The organism is Marinobacterium aestuariivivens (assembly GCF_042661465.1).
Lineage (GTDB): Bacteria > Pseudomonadota > Gammaproteobacteria > Pseudomonadales > Balneatricaceae > Marinobacterium_A > Marinobacterium_A aestuariivivens.
The window spans coordinates 2,463,168-2,482,294 of sequence record NZ_JBHSWE010000001.1; the positions used below are offsets into that span (position 1 = coordinate 2,463,168).

Annotated in this window: 14 protein-coding genes and 3 pseudogenes; 8 read left to right on the plus strand and 9 right to left on the minus strand. The window is 63.5% G+C overall.

Annotated features, from left to right (window positions below; all coding sequences use genetic code 11):
• Positions 1 to 75 precede the first annotated feature (75 nt).
• Positions 76 to 1,410 (plus strand): aminoacyl-tRNA deacylase and HDOD domain-containing protein, encoded by a 1,335-nt coding sequence (locus tag ACFQDL_RS12740; protein ID WP_379909339.1) that lies wholly within the window; start codon positions 76 to 78, stop codon positions 1,408 to 1,410.
• A 33-nt stretch (positions 1,411 to 1,443) separates the two neighbouring features.
• On the opposite strand, the gene ACFQDL_RS12745 is transcribed toward ACFQDL_RS12740, so the two are convergent.
• Entirely contained in the window at positions 1,444 to 3,366 is a 1,923-nt protein-coding gene (locus ACFQDL_RS12745) for an ATP-binding cassette domain-containing protein (protein ID WP_379909340.1), read from the minus strand.
• A gap of 127 nt (positions 3,367 to 3,493) precedes the next feature.
• Between ACFQDL_RS12745 and ACFQDL_RS12750 the strand changes: the two genes are divergently transcribed.
• Both ACFQDL_RS12750 and ACFQDL_RS12755 read left to right on the plus strand, forming a co-directional pair.
• Positions 3,494 to 4,018: a TIGR02444 family protein gene (locus ACFQDL_RS12750; protein WP_379909341.1), complete on the plus strand. Its 525-nt coding sequence runs from the start codon at positions 3,494 to 3,496 to the stop codon at positions 4,016 to 4,018.
• 65 nt (positions 4,019 to 4,083) lie between these two features.
• On the plus strand, positions 4,084 to 4,803 hold the full coding sequence (locus ACFQDL_RS12755; RefSeq protein WP_379909342.1) for an FKBP-type peptidyl-prolyl cis-trans isomerase: 720 nt from the start codon (positions 4,084 to 4,086) through the stop codon (positions 4,801 to 4,803).
• A gap of 416 nt (positions 4,804 to 5,219) precedes the next feature.
• Here ACFQDL_RS12755 and ACFQDL_RS12760 read toward each other — a convergent pair whose 3' ends face one another.
• The 3 genes from ACFQDL_RS12760 to rsd are packed head-to-tail and all read right to left on the minus strand — an operon-like array spanning position 5,220 to position 6,685.
• On the minus strand, positions 5,220 to 5,702 hold the full coding sequence (locus ACFQDL_RS12760) for a WD40 repeat domain-containing protein (RefSeq protein ID WP_379909343.1): 483 nt from the start codon (positions 5,700 to 5,702) through the stop codon (positions 5,220 to 5,222).
• Positions 5,693 to 6,196: a WD40 repeat domain-containing protein gene (locus tag ACFQDL_RS12765; protein ID WP_379909344.1), complete on the minus strand. Its 504-nt coding sequence runs from the start codon at positions 6,194 to 6,196 to the stop codon at positions 5,693 to 5,695. Before ACFQDL_RS12765 ends, ACFQDL_RS12760 begins: the two co-directional genes overlap by 10 nt.
• Positions 6,197 to 6,199: 3 nt before the next feature.
• The gene (rsd, locus tag ACFQDL_RS12770) at positions 6,200 to 6,685 is read right to left on the minus strand and encodes a sigma D regulator (RefSeq protein ID WP_379909345.1); all 486 of its coding nucleotides are present in this window, start codon (positions 6,683 to 6,685) and stop codon (positions 6,200 to 6,202) included.
• 297 nt (positions 6,686 to 6,982) lie between these two features.
• Between rsd and ACFQDL_RS12775 the strand changes: the two genes are divergently transcribed.
• Positions 6,983 to 7,378 (plus strand): flagellar basal body-associated FliL family protein, encoded by a 396-nt coding sequence (locus ACFQDL_RS12775; RefSeq protein WP_379909346.1) that lies wholly within the window; start codon positions 6,983 to 6,985, stop codon positions 7,376 to 7,378.
• Between the two features lie 107 nt (positions 7,379 to 7,485).
• Here the strand turns inward: ACFQDL_RS12775 and gshA are convergent, their stop codons facing one another.
• From gshA to ACFQDL_RS12790, 3 genes and pseudogenes are all read right to left on the minus strand, one after another.
• Positions 7,486 to 9,051 (minus strand): glutamate--cysteine ligase, encoded by a 1,566-nt coding sequence (gshA, locus tag ACFQDL_RS12780; RefSeq protein WP_379909348.1) that lies wholly within the window; start codon positions 9,049 to 9,051, stop codon positions 7,486 to 7,488.
• Positions 9,052 to 9,146: 95 nt separating this feature from the next.
• Positions 9,147 to 9,485 carry a S1 RNA-binding domain-containing protein gene (locus tag ACFQDL_RS12785; RefSeq protein ID WP_379913062.1) on the minus strand — a complete coding sequence of 113 codons (339 nt, stop codon included), beginning with the start codon at positions 9,483 to 9,485 and terminating at the stop codon, positions 9,147 to 9,149.
• An 80-nt stretch (positions 9,486 to 9,565) separates the two neighbouring features.
• A pseudogene (locus tag ACFQDL_RS12790) lies at positions 9,566 to 11,392 on the minus strand (helix-hairpin-helix domain-containing protein); the annotation flags it as partial.
• A 180-nt stretch (positions 11,393 to 11,572) separates the two neighbouring features.
• Between ACFQDL_RS12790 and ACFQDL_RS12795 the strand changes: the two are divergent.
• Both ACFQDL_RS12795 and ACFQDL_RS12800 read left to right on the plus strand, forming a co-directional pair.
• Positions 11,573 to 13,846, plus strand: a complete 2,274-nt coding sequence (locus tag ACFQDL_RS12795; protein ID WP_379909349.1) for an ATP-binding protein — start codon at positions 11,573 to 11,575, stop codon at positions 13,844 to 13,846.
• A gap of 32 nt (positions 13,847 to 13,878) precedes the next feature.
• A pseudogene (locus ACFQDL_RS12800) lies at positions 13,879 to 15,253 on the plus strand (sigma-54-dependent transcriptional regulator).
• Positions 15,254 to 15,341: 88 nt separating this feature from the next.
• On the opposite strand, the gene ACFQDL_RS12805 reads toward ACFQDL_RS12800, so the two are convergent.
• Positions 15,342 to 15,689: a methyl-accepting chemotaxis protein gene (locus tag ACFQDL_RS12805; RefSeq protein ID WP_379913064.1), complete on the minus strand. Its 348-nt coding sequence runs from the start codon at positions 15,687 to 15,689 to the stop codon at positions 15,342 to 15,344.
• 92 nt (positions 15,690 to 15,781) lie between these two features.
• Positions 15,782 to 16,984: pseudogene (locus ACFQDL_RS12810) on the minus strand (methyl-accepting chemotaxis protein); the annotation flags it as partial.
• Between the two features lie 344 nt (positions 16,985 to 17,328).
• Between ACFQDL_RS12810 and ACFQDL_RS12815 the strand changes: the two are divergent.
• Positions 17,329 to 18,318, plus strand: a complete 990-nt coding sequence (locus ACFQDL_RS12815; RefSeq protein WP_379909350.1) for a TRAP transporter substrate-binding protein — start codon at positions 17,329 to 17,331, stop codon at positions 18,316 to 18,318.
• Positions 18,319 to 18,446: 128 nt separating this feature from the next.
• A complete protein-coding gene (locus ACFQDL_RS12820; protein WP_379909352.1) occupies positions 18,447 to 19,124 on the plus strand; it encodes a TRAP transporter small permease in 678 nt (225 codons plus the stop codon).
• Positions 19,125 to 19,127 lie beyond the last annotated feature (3 nt).

Below are 19,127 nucleotides of genomic sequence, written 5' to 3' on the forward strand. Positions count from 1 at the left end.
TGCCCTGTTCGTTCATTGCGGTACCGGCGGCCAGCCGGAAGGGTACGCAAGGATAGTCCCGAAGGAGAGAGTGTTTTGGCGATAGGAGTTCGTACGCTCGAGGAAGCCGGTGTGGCGTCGGGCAAAACGGTGCGCGTGCTGCTGCTGCACGACGCCGATGGCAAGGTCCTGGTGTTGCTGCCCTGGTCGGGGCTGCTCAATCTCAATAACGTCTGGAAGGACTCGGGACGCAAGCTACAGCCGGTCCGTGGCGAGGATGCGCGGCGCTTTTTCGGCCAGGAGGCACTGGGGCAGGAGGACGGATTGCGCAAGCTGCTGTCGCTGCCGCTGCTGCTCGATCAGTCGCTGCAGACGGAAGCCGAGCTCGAGCTCTACGAGCCCCATTCGGCACGGACCTTCCGGGTGCCGTCGAGCTGGCTCGAACAGGGCGGTATCGCCGTGCACCGGCTGGGGCTGACACGGGACGATATCGATGCCGGCCAGCCGGACGGCGACGACCGCACCCTGATCTATCGTGCGGTCGAGAAATTCACCGCATTGCGCATCCGCCAGCGCCTCGAGGATACCCTCGGGCTGCCGTCGCTATCGCCCACGACCCAGAAAATCATCATGATGCGCTGTGATCCCGAGGCCGGTGTCGACGGCCTGGTACCGGTGGTGCGCGTCGACCCGAGCCTTTCGGCCCAGGTGATGAGCTGGGCGGCATCGTCCTACTACGCCGTGCCCGGCAAAGTGCATTCGCTGGAGGACGCCATCATCCGGGTGCTGGGTTTCGATCTGGTGATCAACCTGGCCCTGGGCGTAGCCATGGGCAAGACCCTCGAGCTGCCGAAGGATACGCCGCGGGACGGCACCGATTACTGGCAGCAGGCAGTCTACTGCGCGACGCTCGCCGAGCGTCTCTGCGCACAGATGCCCAGGCTGGAGCGGGAACGGCCGCGTCCGGGACTGGCCTATCTGGCCGGGCTGCTGCACAACTTCGGCTACCTGGTGCTGGCGCACCTGTTTCCGCCGCACTTTTCGCTGCTGTCACGCTATCTCGAGGCCAATCCCCATATTCCGCAGGAGTATGTCGAAAAGCAGGTACTGAACGTGACCCGGGAGCAGGTCGGCAGCTGGCTGATGGAAAGCTGGTCGCTGCCTGCGGAGGTCTGCGTGGCCGTGCGCCGGCAGAACGAATGCGACTACCAGGACGAGCACTGGCAGTATGCGGCTCTGGTGTGCCTGAGCAGCCGCCTCCTGCGTCAGCGCGGTCTCAGCGATGGTCCGATCGAGGCGCTGCCACAAACGCTGCTCGATGCACTGGGGCTGGATGCGGAAACGGTCTCCGAGGTCGTCGAGCAGTTGATGGGCGAGCGCGAAGCGCTGGATGAACTGACGCGGCTGTTCGAGATCGCACGGCGCAGCTGACACTTCATTGTCGGGCTGCGCCCTCGGGCCAATCTACGGCTCCCCAGCCGACGACAGTTGCTGCTCGAGCGCTTCCAGGGCTTCCTGGCGCTCCAGCCACTCGCCTTCGATCTGTTCGGCCCTAAGCTTCAGTTCACCCTGCTGTCCCAGCAGGGTTTTCAACCGGTCCTTATTGGCGTCCTGGTACAGACCGGCATCGGCCAGCAGTTCCTCGACGCCGGTCAGTTCGGTCGATACCCGTTCCAGCTGTTGCTCCAGCTTCTCTATGGCCTGGCGCAGCGGGCGCAGTTTGGCCCGGTTCTCGGCTTCCTGCCGCTTCTGGGCCTTGCGGTCGGCGGCGCTGTTGCCTCGGTTGTCGTCCGCCCGCGGCTCCGGGGAGGCCTGACGTCGCTGCTCCGCCAGCCAGCTCTGGTAGTCCTCGAGGTCGCCGCTGAACGGCTCGACCCGGCCGTGGGCGACCAGCAGCAGATCGTCGACGGTATTACGCAGCAGGTGACGATCGTGGGACACCAGTATCAGTGCGCCCTCGAAACTCTGCAGCGCCAGCGTCAGCGCATGACGGACCTCCAGGTCGAGGTGGTTGGTCGGTTCGTCCATCAGCAGCAGGTTGGGTCGCTGCCAGGCGATCAGCGCCAGTGCGACCCGGGCCTTTTCACCGCCGGAAAAGCGTTTTACCGGCTCCAGTGCGTCGTCGCCGTTGAAGCCGAAACTGCCGAGGAAGTCGCGGATCTGCTGCTCGCTGGCCTTGCCGTCGAGACGCTTGATATGCAGCAGCGGCGAGGCTTCGAGGTCCAGCGCCTCGAGCTGGTGCTGGGCAAAATAGCCGACCTGCAGGTGCTCGCCGCCCCGCTTCTCGCCGGCCAGCGGTGCCAGGTCGCCGACCAGGGTCTTGATCAGCGTGGATTTGCCCGCCCCGTTGGGGCCGAGCAGGCCGATGCGTGCGCCCGGGGCCAGTGAAAGGCTGACCTGCTGCAGGATCGCCTTGCCGCTGTAGCCGCAGTCGGCCTTGTGCAGCGTCAGCAACGGATTGGAAACCTTGTCCGCCGGTCGGAAACCGAAGCTGAAGGGGCTGTCGACATGGGCCGGTGCAATCAGCTCCATGCGCTCCAGCTCCTTGAGCCGGCTCTGGGCCTGCTTGGCCTTGGTGGCCTTGGCGCGGAAACGACGCACGAAGTTTTCGATTTCGGCGACACGCTGCTGCTGTTTCTGGTACTGCACGTCCTGTTGCGCCAGGCGCTCGGCCCGGGTGCGTTCGAAGGCGCTGTAGTTGCCCTTGTAGAGGTCCAGCTGCTCGTGCTGCATATGCACGATATGACCGACGACATTGTCGAGGAAGTCGCGGTCGTGGGAAATCAGCAGCAGGGTGCCGGGGTACTGTCGCAGCCACTGTTCGAGCCAGATGGTGGCATCGAGGTCCAGGTGGTTGGTGGGCTCGTCGAGCAGCAGTACGTCGGAGCGGCACATCAGGGCTCGTGCCAGGTTGAGGCGTATGCGCCAGCCACCGGACAGCTCTCCGACCTGGCGCCCGGCATCTCCCGCCAGGAAGCCCAGGCCGTTCAGCAACTGATGGGCGCGGGCTTCGGCACTGTAGCCGCCGATGGCGTCGAGTTCGGCATGCAGTTCGCCAAGCCGGTGGTGCTGATGATCGCGTTCGGCGGCCTCGATCTGCTGCTGGATTTCGCGCAGCTGGGCATCGCCGTCGAGCACATAGTCCAGAACGCGACGGTCGACGGCCGTGACCTCCTGGGCCATATGGGCAATGGTCTGGTTGCCGGCCAGCTGGAGCTCGCCGGCATCGGCCTGCAGCTCGCCGAGAATCAGTTTGAACAGGCTGGACTTGCCGACGCCGTTGGCGCCGATAATGCCGACCTTCCAGCCGGAATGAAGGGTCAGGCTGGCCTGGTGCAGCAGGCGCTGAACGCCGCGATGTAAGCTGAGTTCGAGTATCTGGATCATGGTGGCGGATTTTATCTTATTCCGCGTAAGGAAACCTAGATATGGTTACGCGTCACGCGTCAGGCGTAACCTGTTACGATTCTGCATGTTGTCACTGACCGCACTGAGCCCGGAGGAAGGAAACACCATGTCCCTGGAAAATCCCCTGTGGGATTATGCCCTCGAACTCTACCGTCAACCCGGCGTCGAGCAGGCCTGTCTCGGCCTGCAGCAAAAGGGCGGTCTGAGTATCAACCGGCTGCTGTTCTGCTGCTGGCTGGCCGGCGAGGGGCGCCGGCTGCGCGCCGATGAACTGGAAGCCTCCGATGCGGCGCGCTGGCAGCGGGAACTGACGGCACCGCTGCGGGCGCTGCGCTACCAGGTGCGTGAGCAGAAGCGTCGGGAGGATGGCCTGGAGGTCGTCTATCGGGCGTTGCGACAGGCCGAGCTGGCGGCCGAGCAGGTGGAACTGGCGCGGCTATTCAGTCTCGGCACCCGCTGGCCGGCAGAGAGGGCGATCGACAGGCCAGCTCTGCTGCTGTGCAATATCGTCGGCTATCTGCGCCAGGCCGGTGTCGCCGCGGACGCCTGTCTGGCGGACGATCTGGAAATCCTGCTGTGTGCGGCGCAGCCGGCACTGGACAGGACGGCGGTTCGGCTATTACGGTGGTAATGGGGTGAACTTTAGAGTTAAATCAGTCACTAACCATCGACACCATCGCCAAGGATTTTTTACTGATGAAGAAAACTTTGCTGGCCGTGACACTGGCCTCCCTGATGACTGCAGGGCCTGTGGCTCTGGCCGATGATCTGGATACCGAAGACAAGAAACTCAGCTATAGCCTGGGGCTGATCCTCGGCGACAAACTCAAGCAGGATATCGAGACGCTGGATGTCGAAGCCTTCAGCCAGGGTGTCGAAACCATCTACAAGGGCGAAGAGCCGCAGCTGGATCAGGAGCAGGTTGCCCAGATCATGCAGGCTTTCCAGATGAAGAAGATGGAAGAGCAGCGTCAGCAGTTTGCCGAGCTGGCTCAGGCCAACCTCGACAAGGGGCAGGCCTATCAGGCCGACAATGGCAAGAAGGATGGCGTCACCACCACCGAGTCCGGTTTGCAGTACGAGGTGCTCGAAGGTGGCCAGGGCGAAAGCCCGACCGCCGAGGATACCGTCAAGGTTCATTACAAGGGGCAACTGGTCGACGGCACCGAGTTCGACAGCTCCTACGCCCGTGGCGAACCTGTCTCCTTCCCGCTGAACGGCGTTATTCCGGGCTGGACCGAAGGCCTGCAACTGATGAAAGAGGGCGGTAAGGCACGTCTGGTGATCCCGGCGGATCTGGCTTATGGCCCGGGCGGCATGGGCAATGCCATCGGCCCGAACGAGACCCTGGTGTTCGAGGTCGAGCTGCTGGAAGTGAATCCGGAAGCGGAGCAGGAAGAAGCCGCCGGCGAGTAAGCATGCAGCCTTCCGCCGATACCGAAACCCGCCCATTACGGCGGGTTTCGTTTTGGTAGGAGCGGCGCCCCGAGGCGAAAGGTTCCGGTACCGAGGTTGTTCGCACCGGGGCGGCGCTCCTACGGCGGGCGCCGAAATTTCCGAGGGCGGCTTTAGCCGCGAACTGCCGCCACAGTTGCCATCCCCTTCGCGGCTAAAGCCGCTCCTACAATCAGCGCAGCAGGTTGATCAGGCCGTTGGAGCCGATGGCGTAGTAGCCGTCGGTGCCGAAGGCGACGGCATAGACGCCGGTACCGGGTGTTGCCCCGTAGGGCGCGTGCGGGTGCAGGCTGCGTGGGAGCCTGCTCTGTGGGCGAATACCGCGGTTCGCCCGGAGGGCCGGGCTCCTACAAATATCGTTATCCGTGGGAGCGGCTTCAGCGCAGCCGGTTGATCAGGCCGTTGGAGCCGATGGCGTAGTAGCCGTCGGTGCTGAAGGCGACCGCATAGACGCCGGTGCTGGTCGGCCCGTAGGGCGCGCGCTTGTGGACGCGCCAGCGTTTCAGCTCGCGACCGCTGGCCACATCCCAGAGCTGTACCAGACCGGAGGCGCTGCCGGTGAGCAACTGGTCGCCGTTGGCCGAAAAGCGGGCGCTAAGGTAGCTCATGCGGCGCTGGAAGAGGCTGCGGAAGTCGGACAGGGTCTGCAGCACTTCGCCGTTGCGGGTGTCCCAGATCAGGGCGCGGTCGAGGGTCGCGGCGGTGAAGGCCAGCCGGGCGTCCGGCGACAGGGCAACGGTGTCGACGACATTGCCGAATTCGAGGCTCAGGAGCTTCTCGCCGCTCTGGATGTCCCACAGGGTCGCCCGGTAGTCGTCGGAACCGGTCAGGGCGAAACGGCCGTCCTGGCTCAGATCCACCGCGCCGACCCGGGCGTCATGGCGGAAGGTACGACTGACGCCCCCTGCTTGATATCGAAATAGACAGCCTCGTGATTGGCCAGCCCCATCAGGGCGTGATCGGCATTGGGTGCCAGGTCGAGTGCAAGAATTTCGGCCGGTGAGCTCCAGTACCAGACCGGACCGCCGCTGATCAGACTCCAGAGCACCAGGTCCTGCTGCCCGGCGGTGACGGCGAAGGTCTCGTCCTGGGATATCGCACTGGTGACGATATTCGTGAATTCGCCCTGATGGTGATTCCAGCTGAACAGGCGGGCGTTGCGACGGGTGTCCCAGAGGCTGCCGCCATGGTTGATGGAACCGATCAGAGCATAGCGTCCCAGTTCGGACAGGGAGGCGGAATAGGCGCCCTGGGTGGCGTATTCATGCCATTGCTGCGGTGCTTCGGCCCGGCCGCAGCCGGCCAGCAATACGGCCAGCATGGCCGCCATCCAGGCAGCCCGGGCGCTGCGCATCGGTTACTCTCCGGCTTCGGTCAGCACCAGGTCGCGATGGGAGTTGTGCAGGATCTCGATCATCCGGTCCTCGAGCTCGAAGCGTTCCTCGAGCTTTTCGCCGAGGCGGGACAGGTGATCGGCGAATTCCCTGACCTGATGCACCGTCGGGGCGGCCAGGCAGGCAAAGCCGTTATCGTTGAAATCAAGGGCGTAGTCGGTGCTGTCCTGGATGCGCGGGAACAGCTTCTGGGCTTTTTCCAGGCTGCCGTCGTCGAACTCGCTGCCTTCACGCAGCAACTGCTCGTAGACCTCGAAATGGCCCGACGAGAGGTAATCCATCAGCAGGTCGCAAAACGCCTCGGTATGGGCCTTGAGCTCACTGTCAACCTTGAGAGAAGGCAGCGCCACAAAACGGCTGATCAGTTGTTGGCGCTCTTCAAGCAGGTGGTCGATAATCTCGCTGACGCCACCCCAGCGTTCTTTGGCATTGCGACATTTTTCCAGCATCGCTTGGCTCCTGTCTCTCGGTCAGCCCCAATACTAATCCCAATGCGAAGGCAGGCGCAATAGCGTGCAGAAAGCCGCTGCAGGCCCCTTTTGTAATGATAACCTATTGTTATTTAATGGTATTTTGTCTTATTGGTGAGCCAGGTAGGCCTGGTTGGCGGTTTTATATTGCGTGCAGCGCGGGAAAAACGGCGGGGTATTGCCCCGCTTAGCCGCATTGAGACCCGGCCCTTAACGCCGTTGCCGTCGCCGGGCTATACTGGCGCCTCTGCGAGGGCTGTCATGGACGGGAGATCGATGGTGCGAAACTGGGTGTTGGGGGTGTTGTTGGCGCTGTGGCTGCCGCTGGGGGCTCTGGCGGATGAGTCGGCGGAGGATTACGTCAACTATATCGAGCTGAAGCCGTTCATCGCCAATTTCAGCAGCGAGGGCACGCTGCGTTTCGTCAAATGCGAGATCACCATCCAGGTCAGCAGTCCCGAAGCGCACCATGCGGTGAACTATCATCTGCCCCATATCCGCAACGATATCGTTTTTCTGCTCAGCGCCCAGACCGAAGAGCAGCTGGCCACGGTCGAGGCCCAGCAGACGCTGGCGCATGAAGCGCTCGAACGGGTGCAGACGATTCTGGTGGCGGAGGAAGGAGAAGCGTTCGTGACCGACCTCTTCTTCACCAGTCTTGTGATTCAATAATCCATCGCAGGATGGGCAGAGGCCATCGGGCCGAAGCCCATCATTAGCGCAGGTCGACCGCAGTTGTTGGGTTTCGTGCCTTCGGCACTCCACCCAACCTGCGGCTGTCAGCTGGCCAGATACTGTGCCAGAAATTCATCGAAGGCGAGGCTGTCCGACGCTTCCATTTCAGCTTGCTCGTCGAGCGACGCGGCGGCCATTCGGCTCAGGTATTCCAGGCGCTCGGGTTGCAGCGCAGTGGCCAGCAACAGGTCCCGGTGTGCACGACTCTGGGCCAGCACGAATTCGCTGTAGCCGATACCTTCTTCCCGGAGATGGCGCAGCACCTGAGCGGAAGGCGTCAGGTCCGGCTCCTCGAGCTTCTCCCGTTGTGCGGCGACCGCACGGGAGTAGCGACTGTCCTCGACGTTGCCATCCATCACCGAAGCGGTTTTGCCGACTTCGTCGAGAATTTCCCGGCCCCAGTCGAGCAGCGGTCGTTCGCCGTCGCCAAAGGTCAGTTCCAGTCCCGGTTCCCGGCCCCGGTTGACGACGCGGGCGAGGTTTTCACTGATGCGGTCGCATTCGTCATCGTCGATCAGGTCGTCCGATGCCAGCAGGCAGGTCACCAGGAAGGCGTCGAGGAAGTCGGCCTGTTGCCGGTCAATGCCGACCGGCAGGAAGGGGTTGATGTCGAGGTTGCGAATCTCGACGTACTCGACGCCCCGCATCTGCAGCGCATGCAGCGGTTTCTCGCCGGCCGAGGCCACGCGCTTGGGACGGATGTCGCTGTAATATTCGTTCTCGATCTGCAGAATGTTGGCGTTGAGCTGGCGGTACTCGCCATCCACCCTGAGTCCGATCGCCTCATAGGGCGCGTGGGGCGTGTGTATCGCCCGGTGCAGCGACTGGGTGTAGGTCTGCAGGTGATTGAAGCAGATGCCCAGCGACGATTGTGCCTTGTTGGAATACCCCAGGTCGCTCATGCGCAGCGAGGTGGCGTAGGGCAGGTAGAGCGTATCGTCCCGCAGGCTTTCAAGCTTGTGCGGCCGGCCTCTGAGAAAGGAGCTGCACAGTGCCGGCGACGAACCGAACAGGTAGAGCAGCAGCCAGCCGAAGCGGCGGAAGTTGCGGATCAGGCGGAAATACTGCGCCGAGCGGAATTCCTGCAGGCTGTGCCGGTCCTGCTGCTGTTCCTGCAGCACCTGCCAGAGTTCGTCCGGCAGCGAGAAGTTGTAATGGATGCCGGCGATGGTCTGCATCATCTTGCCATAGCGGTATTTCAGTCCGACCCGGTAAAGATGCTTGAGCTGTCCGCTGTTGGAGCTGCCGTATCGGGCGATCGGGATGCTCTCTTCGTTCGGAATGTCGCAGGGCATGCTGGCGCCCCAGACCAGCTCGTCGCCGATGGCGCCGTAGCCGAAGCGATGCAGGTCGGCGAGAAATTCCAGTGCATCGGCAGGGTCTCTGAACACCGGCGTGATGTACTCGAGCAGCGCCTCGGAATAGTCGGTGGTGATATGGCTGTGGGTCAGGGCCGAACCGAGCGGACGCGGATGATCCGCCTGGGACAGGTGACCCCGGGCATCGACCCGCAGGCCTTCCTTTTCGATGCCGTGCAGGATGCCTTTGAGCAATGCCGCCTGGCCGTTGCGGACCAGCCGGTCCAGCTGCTTTTCGAGTGCTGCAGACAAGTTTCTGCCCCTTTGCGTGTTTATCGGCCGCCATTATAAACCAGTCGGTCAATTAATTAGACGGATAAATCGTGATGTTTCTGCGCAGGTCGCTCTTAGCCCCTGCGCAGGCCGGCGGCCTTCAGCCGTGCTGCCAGTGTACCTTCCGCGGCCGGCGCGGGCTTGGACTTGGGCGGCTGCGGCTTGCCGCTTTCCGACTTCATGCTCAGGGCGATGCGCTTGCGATCCGCATCCACCGACAGCACGCGCACCCTGACGATCTGGCCCGCACTGACCAGTTCGTGCGGGTCCTTGACGAAACGGTCGGCCAGCTCCGAGATGTGCACCAGGCCATCCTGATGCACGCCGATATCGACGAAAGCCCCGAAGTTGGTGACATTGGTGACGACGCCCTCGAGCGACTGTCCCGCCGACAGGTCCCTGAGTGTCGTCACGGTCTCGTCGAAGCGGGCGGTGCGGAACTCCGGGCGCGGGTCGCGGCCGGGCTTCTCGAGTTCGCGGAGGATGTCGGTCAGGGTATAGTCGCCGAAACGGTCGCTGCGCAGCGCCGACAGGTCGAGCTTCCCGAGGCGATCGGCGTCGCCGATCAACTGTGCAAGGGAGCAGCCGAGCTGTGCCGCCATGCGCTCGACCAGGCCGTAGGCCTCGGGATGCACCGCCGAGTTGTCGAGCGGCTGGGCGCCGTCGCGAATGCGCAGGAAGCCGGCGCACTGTTCGAATGCCCTGGGCCCCGTGCGCGGGACCTTGAGCAACTGGCGCCGGTCGACGAAAGCGCCCTGCTGGTTGCGGTATTCGACGATGTTGGCCGCCACGGTCCGGCTCAGTCCCGCCACCTGGGCCAGCAGCTCGGCCGAGGCGGTATTGAGATCGACACCGACATGGTTGACGCAGTCCTCGACCACGTTGCCGAGCATGGCGGTCAGGGCGTTCTGGTCGACATCGTGCTGGTACTGGCCGACGCCGATCGAACGCGGCTCGATCTTGACCAGCTCGGCGAGCGGGTCCTGCAGCCGGCGGGCAATGGAGACCGCGCCGCGTAGGGTGACGTCGAGATCCGGAAACTCGGCGGCGGCCAGCTCCGAGGCGGAGTAGACGGAGGCGCCGGCTTCGCTGACCACCACCGGCACCAGGCCGAGGCCGGGTTCGCGCTCGGCCAGCTCGCGGGCCAGCTGTTCGGTCTCGCGCGAGGCGGTACCGTTGCCGATCGCGATCAGCTCCACCCGGTGTGTGCGACAGAGTCTGGCCAGGCTGGCCAGCGCCTGGTCCCAGCGTTTGTGGGGGCGTGGGGGTAAAGCGTATCCTGGGCCAGCAGTTTGCCGGTGGCATCGACCACCGCCGCCTTGACGCCGGTGCGCAGCCCCGGGTCGAGGCCCAGGGTGGCGCGGGGGCCGGCCGGCGCCGCCAGCAGCAGATCGCGAAGGTTGCGGGCGAAAACGCGGATCGCCTCCTCTTCGGCGGCGCCGCGCAGCTGCCGCGTCAGGTCGGTTTCGATACCGGGCAGCAATTTCTGACTCCAGCACTGGCGGACCGTCTCGTCCAGCCAGAGGGCGCCGGCGCTGTTGCCGGAGGGCAGGCGCCAGTGGCGGGCAATGCGCTGCGGCCCCTCCTGTTCGCGACCTTCGGGCGGGGTCAGGCGATACCGCAGTACGCCTTCCTGCTGGCCACGCAGAATCGCCAGGGCGCGGTGGGACGGAATGCGGCTGCAGCGTTCGCGGTAATCGAAATAGTCGCGGAACTTCTGACCTTCGCTGTCCTTGCCCCGGACGAGGCCGACGCGCAGTTCGCCCTGCTGCCACAACCAGCTTCGCAGCTCCTCCAGCAGGTCGGCACTTTCGGCGAGCCGCTCGATGAGGATCTGGCGGGCGCCCTCGAGGGCCTGCTCCGCTGTCTCGATGCCGGCATCGGGGTTCAGAAAGGCCGTCGCCTGCCGTTCGGGCGCCTGGCCGCCACGGGCCTGCAGCAGCTGATCGGCCAGCGGCTCGAGGCCGGCCTCGCGGGCCTTCTGGGCCCGGGTGCGGCGCTTGGGCCGGTACGGCAGGTACAGGTCCTCGAGCCGGTTCTTGGTCTCGGCGGCGAGAATCTGCTGCTCCAGCGCCGGGGCCAGTTTGCCCTGGGCACGAATGCTGTCGAGAACGACCTGACGCCGCTCCGCGAGTTCGCGCAGGTAACCCAGGCGCTGTTCAAGGGTGCGTAACTGGCCGTCATCGAGGGCGCCGGTCGCCTCCTTGCGGTAGCGGGCTATAAAGGGCACGGAGGCGCCTTCGTCCAGCAACCGTATGGCGGAACTGACCTGTTCGGGACGGGCATTGAGCTCGCTGGCAATAAGCTGTTCGAGTCGCATACTGATTCTCTGACTGCTATAGATATCAAGCCGGTGTGGCGATATCGGGTCGATCACCTGTCGCCGGGCCCGCAAACACTAAGGAGGCACCGGCAAGGTGTCAATGAATCCGTGCTCCCCCTTGGGGGAGCCGCCGCGGTATTTAAAGTTTCGGTGCCGCGGCGCATAATGACCAGAGCCATGAACGATCTGAACCGCCCTGGTGCGTCTCCTTCATCCAGACATCGAATACAGCGACCTGTCGTCATCCTGTTGCTGCTGCTGGTATTCGTCCTGCTGATGGCACAGGTGGCGATGCTGGTGCGCCAGCAGGCGATGCAGGAGGTGCAGCTGCGCAGTGCGGCCGACATGAATCGTTATACCCTGAGCCTGCAACAGAAGCTGGATCGCTACAAGGACCTGCCGCAGCTGCTGTCGAGCCACTCCGAACTGCTCAATGCGCTGATGTTCGAACAGGACAGCGATGCCCGGATGCGGGCCAGCCTCTACCTGGAAGAGGTCAACCGCACCATCGGTACCACCGACGCCTATCTGATGAATCCCGAAGGCGTCACCATCGCCGCCAGCAACTGGGCTCAGGACGCCACCTTCGTCGGGCGCAACTTTGCCTTCAGGCCCTACTTCAGACAGGCGATGGCGGGTGAGGCAGGGCGCTATTTCGCCCTCGGTACCACCTCGAACCGGCGCGGCTATTTCTACTCCTACCCGGTGCGTATCGCCGGTCGCGTCGCCGGGGTGATTGTCGTCAAGATCGACCTCAACGATATCGAGGGGGACTGGAACGACCCGCTGCTGGACATCCTGGTGACCGACGAGGACGGCGTTATCGTCATTTCGACGCGGCCGGAGTGGAAGTTCCGAACCCTGAAGCCCCTCAGCCAGGCGGAGCTGCATCGCATCATCGAGAGCCTGCGCTACGGTGCCCATGAGCTGACCTCCCTCGAGATCCTCTGGCGTGAGGAACAGCCGGACGGCGGCCACCTGATCACTTTGTTTGAGGGCAACCGCATCGACAATGCGGCGCTGGACGGCATACGCACCCGCCATTACCTGCTGCAGACCAGCCCGGTACCGAACTCCGGTCTCAGTGTGGCGGTTCTGGCCAGCATGAAGCCGGTGGAGCAGCGGGTTTTCCGCGCCCTGGTGCTCACGGCGATCGTCTATCTTGCCGGTCTGCTGCTGGTGCTGGTGCTGGTGGCCCGCCGTCGCATCAAGCAGGAGCGGGCGCGCTTTCGCAGTCGCGAACTCCAGGCACTGGCGGAAAACGAAGCCCTGATCCGGGCGATTATCGACAATACCCAGGCGGGTCTCATCACCCTCGATGCCCAGGGGCGTATCGAGTCGTTCAATCCTACCGCCGAGAAACTGTTCCACTACCCCGAGGCGGAGATCAGCGGGCAGTATTTCAGCCACCTGCTGGAGCATCAGGACCGTCCCGTCTGCTGGCGCCACATTACCGGCGGTGCCGGTGATACTGCGCGGGAGCTGCATATCGAGGCCTCGGCGCGGCGGGCGGACCAGTCGCTGTTTCCGATCGAGCTGACGATCGGGCGGATGCCGGCCAACGGGCAACGCCATTTCATCGTGACCATCCACGACATCACCGAACGCAAGCAGCAGGAGCAGCAGCTGCAAAGGGCGCAGCATGAACTCGAGAGCCGTGTCGAGCAGCGTACCCGGGATCTGACCCGGGCCAATACCCGCTTGCAGCAGGAGATCCGGCAGCACCAGAAAACCCAGAACGAGCTGATCCAGACCGCCAAGCTGGCGGTGCTGGGGCAGATGTCGGCCGGCATCAATCACGAACTCAACCAGCCGCTGACCGCCATCCGCAGTTATGCCGACAACGGCCGCCTCTTCCTCGAGCGCGGGCGCAGCGAGACGGCAATGACCAATCTCGAGGAGATCTCGCGGCTGACCGAGCGCATGGCCAAGATCATTCATCCGCTGAAAGAGTTCGCCCGCGTCAGCAGCGGTGCGCCGGAACCGGTCTGCCTGAAGGCGGTGCAGGACGGCGCCATGTCGATCCTTTACGGCCGGCTCGACAAGCAGTCGGTGAGCATTCACTGGCCCGAAGGGCTCGACAAGGTCTATGTGCTGGGCGATATACTGCGCCTGGAACAGGTGCTGGTGAATCTGATCGGCAATGCCCTGCAGGCGATGGAAGGGCAGGCTGAGGGGCGTATCGAGATCGGCCTCGAGCACAGTGGCGGCGAGATCCTGCTGCGCGTGCGGGACACGGGGCCCGGTTTCGAACCGGCGCACCTCGAGCGCCTGTTCGAGCCCTTCTTCACGACGAAGAAGGCCGGTCAGGGGCTCGGGCTCGGACTCTCGATCTCCCATCGCATCATCGACAGCCTGGGCGGCCGCCTCGAAGCCAGCAATCACCCCCGGGGCGGGGCCTGTTTCACCATCGCGCTGAAACAGGTAGCGCACCCCTACACCGCCGCCTGAACCTTTTCAGGCAGACAAGCGACAGCGAGCCGATGCCAAACGACAGACTGCAACAGACCGAAGTGCGTCCGATCATCCTGGTCGACGACGAGAAGCATATCCGCCTCGCGGCCAGCCAGTCGCTGGAACTGGCCGGCTACGACGTGACGGCACTGGAGCGGGCGGAAAAGGTGCTGGAGCTGATTCGCGACGACTGGAGCGGCGTGCTGGTCTCGGACATCAACATGCCGGGCATGGATGGGCTGGCACTGCTCGAACGGGTGCGTGCCGTTGACCCGGATCTGCCGGTGATTCTGATCACCGGCCACGGCGACATCTCGATGGCGGTGCAGGCGATGCGCAGCGGCGCCTACGACTTTATCGAAAAGCCCTTCGCCACCGAGGTGCTGCTCGATGTGGTGCGGCGGGCGATGGAAAAGCGTGCCCTGACCATCGAAAACCGTCGCCTGAAACAGGAGCTCGAGGCCCAGAGTGCACCGGGGCCCCGGCTGCTCGGCAAAACGCCGGCGATTCAGCAACTGCGGCGTCTGGTCCACAGTATCGCCGATGCGCCTGCTGACATCCTGATCCAGGCCGAAACCGGTTCCGGCAAGGACCTGATGGCGCGTTATATCCACGAGCACAGCCTGCGCCGCGACCGCAACTTCGTCGCCATCAACTGTGGCGCGGTACCGGAGAGCCTGATCGAGTCGGAGCTGTTCGGCCACGAGAAGGGGGCCTTTACCGACGCCAAGGCGCGCCGCATCGGCAAGTTCGAGTACGCCAACGGCGGCACCCTCTTTCTCGACGAGATCGAAAGCATGCCGCTGGCACTGCAGATCAAGCTGCTGAGGGTGCTGGAGGAGCGGGCGATCGAACGGCTCGGCGCCAACGAACCGATTCCACTGGACCTGCGCATCATCGCCGCGACCAAGGCTGATCTCAAGGCGCAGGCGGCGCGTGGCGAGTTTCGCGAGGACCTGTATTACCGGCTCAACGTGGTACGGCTCGATATTCCGCCGCTGCGGGAGCGGCCCGAGGACATTCCGCTGCTGTTCCAGCATTTCGCCCTGGTGGCTTCGGCACAATACAACCGCGAAATGCCGCCGTTGTCGGCGGAGCGCATGCACAGCCTGATGCTGCACGACTGGCCCGGCAACGTGCGGGAACTGCGCAACCTGGCCGAGCGCTACGTGTTGCTGGGAGAGGCCTGCACCTTCGATTTCGACAACCGGCCGATCACCGAGGCCGGGGACCAGGGTGTCGCTGCCGGAGCAGGTCGAGCGCTTCGAGAAGACGCTGATCCAGGCGGCCCTGTCCCGCACCGGCGGTTCGATCAAGGATACCCTCGAGTTTCTGGGACTGCCGCGCAAGACCCTCTACGACAAGATGCGCAAGTACGGGCTCGACAAGAGCGATTACAAGTAATGGGCGGATTTCCACCCATTACCCGTAGGAGCGCCGCCCCGGTGCGAATAACCGCTGTGCCAGATTCTTTCGCCTCGAGGCGAGGCTCCTACAGCCGGAAGCGCTTGAGCATCGTCGACAGCTGCCCGGCATGACTGTTCAGCTCGCCGGCGACGCGGGACAGCTGATCGGCCCTGGACGCAGTCTGCTCGGCGGCCTGGCTGATGTCGCCGACGCTCCGTTCGACGCTGCCGGCCATCTGGGTCTGCTCCCGCACCGAGGCCGCGACCTCGTGATTCATGCGGTTGATCGCCTGTACCTCGGTGGCAATCCGCCCCAGGGCATCGGCGGTCTGGCGTACCTGCTGTACGCCGTTGCCGGCGCTGTCGAGGGATGCCTGCATGGCGTTGACGGCGTCCTTGGCGTCCTGCTGCAGCTGCTGGATGATGACCTGGATCTCGTCGGTTGAGTGGCGGGTGCGGGTTGCCGGGTGCGCACTTCGTCGGCGACCACGGCGAAGCCGCGGCCCTGCTCGCCGGCCCGGGCGGCCTCTATCGCGGCATTGAGTGCCAGCAGGTTGGTCTGCTCGGCGATGCGCTGTATCACGTCAAGGACCTGGCCGACCTTTTCGCTCTGGTCATCCAGTTGCACGATCACGCCGGTGGCGTTGCCTATGTTCTGCTGCAGCTGTTCGATGGCGGCGATGGCATCGTCGGTGATGCGCGTGCCGTCGCGGCTCTCCTTCAGAGCCTGGTCCGAGGCGCTGACCGTGTTGCCGGCGCTGGCCTCGACGCTGCGCGTCGCCACTTCCATCTGCGCCATCGCCGCAGCCACCGAGCCGGTCTGGCTCTGCTGCAGGTGCACGGCCCGGTTGGCCAGCTCGGCGATTTCGCCGATCTGGTGGCTGGAACTGCCCAGCATCTGGGCCGTCCGGCTGACCTGCTGTAGGCTGTCGTGGAGCGTCTGCAGCATGCCGTTGAAGGCGATGGACATCTGGCCGATCTCGTCCGGGCTGCCGACCGGCGCCCGCAGACTCAGGTCGGAGCCTCGCTCTATCTCGCCGATGGTCTGGCTCAGGGCCTGTATCGGCTTGACCACCAGGCGTCGCAGCAGCAGGCCGATCACCAGAATGCCGGCGACGAAGAGGCCCAGCTCCAGCGCGGCGACGCGGGCCAGGTTGGCGGCGATCTGCTGATCCAGGCTGGTGAAGGAGTAGGTGACGCGCACGGCGCCGAGCACCGTGCCTTCGCTGACCTGGTGACAGGTCAGGCAGTTGGTGCCCTTGTAGTTCTGCTGCGCCTGCATCGGTGTGACCACGACCAGGCGGTGACCCTGTTCGTCGTCGAGTTCCTCGACGATCGCTTCACCCCGCAGTGCACGACGGTCGTACTCGTCCCGGATACCGGCATCCGCCAGGCCCGGACCGTAGGTGTCGCTGACGGCCTTGCCGCGGATGATGCGGGCCTCGGTCAGGTCCGGGTTGCTGAGGATCTTCTGCTGCAGTGCCTGGCGATTGCCCATAGCGCCGCTCAGCATCAGGATGTTGATGCTGTCGAAATAGGAATCGGCGGTATTGCGGGCGGTGGTCTTGGCGACCTCGCGCACGAGACCGGTTTCGCTGCGAAAGATCGTGGTCAGGGAGCTGATGAGGATCAGTACGAAGACGACCAGCAGTGAAAGATTCACCTTGGTCTGAATGGATATGCCAGCCTGCTTGCTCAAGTGGAATCTTCCGTTTGCTGCCAATGGCATTGATGAAGGACAGGGACGGGCGAGTCACCCATGGCCTCAAAGGTATATCGGCAAGGGTAAGGGAAATCTGCAGGGCTTTTATGAAGCCAGATCAAAAAAAGTAGCCATGCGTCACAGCGCCGATGCAGAAGTGGCGGATTTCCGCCCATTTGTCTGCCTGGCACTGGGGGAAATTCCGCCATTCCATCCGCCACCGTCAGCGTCGATCACCCGCACGCTTTTCCTGGAAGCCCGTAAGACGGGGGCTGGAAGGTCTTTTTCTTTGTTGGCACGATCCCTGCTTTTAAGTATCCAGGTAGCAGCGAATGACTGCCCCATAAAAAGAAACCTGGAGACATCACAAGATGAAAAAGCTCACCCTGACCCTGTCCGCCCTGGCACTGTCCATCTCCGCCACTGGCGCTTTTGCCAACTGCGACAGCGGTGAGATTGTTGCCAAACTGAGCCACGTGACCGGTGGCACCTCCCATCCGAAAGTCGTTGCCGCCAACAACTTCGCCGAGCGCGTCAACAACGAGATGAACGGCAAGCTCTGTGTCGAGGTCTATCCGAACTCCACGCTGTTCGGTGACAGCAAGGAGCTCGAAGCCCTGCTGCTGGGTGACGTTCAGATTCTGGCGCCGTCGCTGTCGAAGTTCGGCTCCTATTCACCGAAGTACGGTGTCTTTGACCTGCCGTTCATCTTCAAGGATATGGATGCCGCCATCCGCTTTACCCAGTCCGAAGCGGGCAAGGGACTGTTGCACGAGATGGAGGACGTCGGTTTCGTCGGCCTGGGTTACTGGATGTCCGGCATGAAATACTTCTCGGCCAACAAGCCGCTGATCGAGCCGTCCGATGCCAACGGCATGAAGTTCCGTGTCCAGACGTCCGACGTCGCCAAGGCGATGATCGAGGCGATGGGCGCCTCGCCGCAGCCGATGGCGTTCTCGGAAGTTTACGGCGCGTTGCAGACCGGCGTCGTCGACGGTCAGGAGAACACCTGGTCCAATATCTACACCCAGAAATTCTTCGAGGTCCAGGACAGCATTACCGAAACCAACCACCAGCTGCTGGCCTACCTCTTCATGACCTCCTCCGAGTTCCTGGACAGCCTCGAGCCCGAGGTGCGTGAGCAGTTCCTGAAAATCGCCGACGAGGTGACTCAGGAAGCGAACCTCGCGGTCAAGGCGGCCGAGGCCGAGAACCGCCAGAACATCCTGAATGCCGGCGGCAAGATCAATACCCTGAACGATGAGCAGCGGCAGAAGTGGGTCGATACCATGAAGCCGGTCTGGAAGAAGTTCGAGAGCGAGATTGGCGCCGACCTGATCGAGGCCGCCGCGGGCGCCTGATCGGCGCATCCATCCGGGAGCCCCTGGGCTCCCGCAGCGCTGGCCCTGCCCACGCCGGGCCAGCCCATCGATCTCCACTCAACTCTTTCGGTCGGGCTGTTCCCGCCTGAACCGCAATGGTGTTTCTCATGGACTACTGGCCGCACATCTATCTACTGGTCTTCATCGGGATTCTCTGGATCCTGGAAAAACTCTTTCCGCGGGCGATGGAAAAGGCCGAAGAAAACCTGCTGGTGATCATCATCACCGCCATCATGCTGGTGTCCTTCGGCCAGGTCATCGCGCGGTACGGTTTCAACACCGGCTGGTCCGCGGCTCTGGAATTCAACACCGTCGCCTTCTCCTGGCTGATCCTGCTGGGCATGAGCTACGGCATCAAGACCGGCATCCACCTGGGGGTCGATATCGTCCTCAATGCGGTACCGCACCGCGTTACCAAGGCGCTGTCGCTGTTCGGTGCCTTCGCCACCCTGATGTACGGCCTGATCCTGATCGATTCGACCTGGCTGGCGATGCTCGGTGTCGATGTCAGGGGCGGCGCCATCGAATACTGGGCCAAGATGTACAAGATCGGCATCGGCTCGGAAGAACTGCGTTACCCCGAGTTTCTGCAGGAGGCTTTCGGCTTGCAGCCGCGGGTGCACCGCTGGCTGGTGCTGGTGATCCTGCCGATCAGTCTGGCGCTGCTGATCTACCGGTCGCTGCAGGCTTTCATCGATATCTGGCGCGACAAGCGGCCGATGCTGATCAGCGGCCATGAGGCCAAGGATCTCGTCGACGAAAACCTGAACGTCCTCAAAGACTGATAG

Bases quoted from the DNA above. Each gene is read 5' to 3' on its own strand.
- ACFQDL_RS12820 (WP_379909352.1), top strand. From the start codon at position 18,447: ATGGACTACTGGCCGCACATCTATCTACTGGTCTTCATCGGGATTCTC.
- ACFQDL_RS12815 (WP_379909350.1), top strand. From the start codon at position 17,329: ATGAAAAAGCTCACCCTGACCCTGTCCGCCCTGGCACTGTCCATCTCC.
- ACFQDL_RS12775 (WP_379909346.1), top strand. From the start codon at position 6,983: ATGGTGCGAAACTGGGTGTTGGGGGTGTTGTTGGCGCTGTGGCTGCCG.
- ACFQDL_RS12765 (WP_379909344.1), bottom strand. From the start codon at position 6,196: ATGCGCAGCGCCCGGGCTGCCTGGATGGCGGCCATGCTGGCCGTATTG.
- rsd (WP_379909345.1), bottom strand. From the start codon at position 6,685: ATGCTGGAAAAATGTCGCAATGCCAAAGAACGCTGGGGTGGCGTCAGC.
- ACFQDL_RS12755 (WP_379909342.1), top strand. From the start codon at position 4,084: ATGAAGAAAACTTTGCTGGCCGTGACACTGGCCTCCCTGATGACTGCA.
- ACFQDL_RS12745 (WP_379909340.1), bottom strand. From the start codon at position 3,366: ATGATCCAGATACTCGAACTCAGCTTACATCGCGGCGTTCAGCGCCTG.
- ACFQDL_RS12795 (WP_379909349.1), top strand. From the start codon at position 11,573: ATGAACGATCTGAACCGCCCTGGTGCGTCTCCTTCATCCAGACATCGA.
- ACFQDL_RS12750 (WP_379909341.1), top strand. From the start codon at position 3,494: ATGTCCCTGGAAAATCCCCTGTGGGATTATGCCCTCGAACTCTACCGT.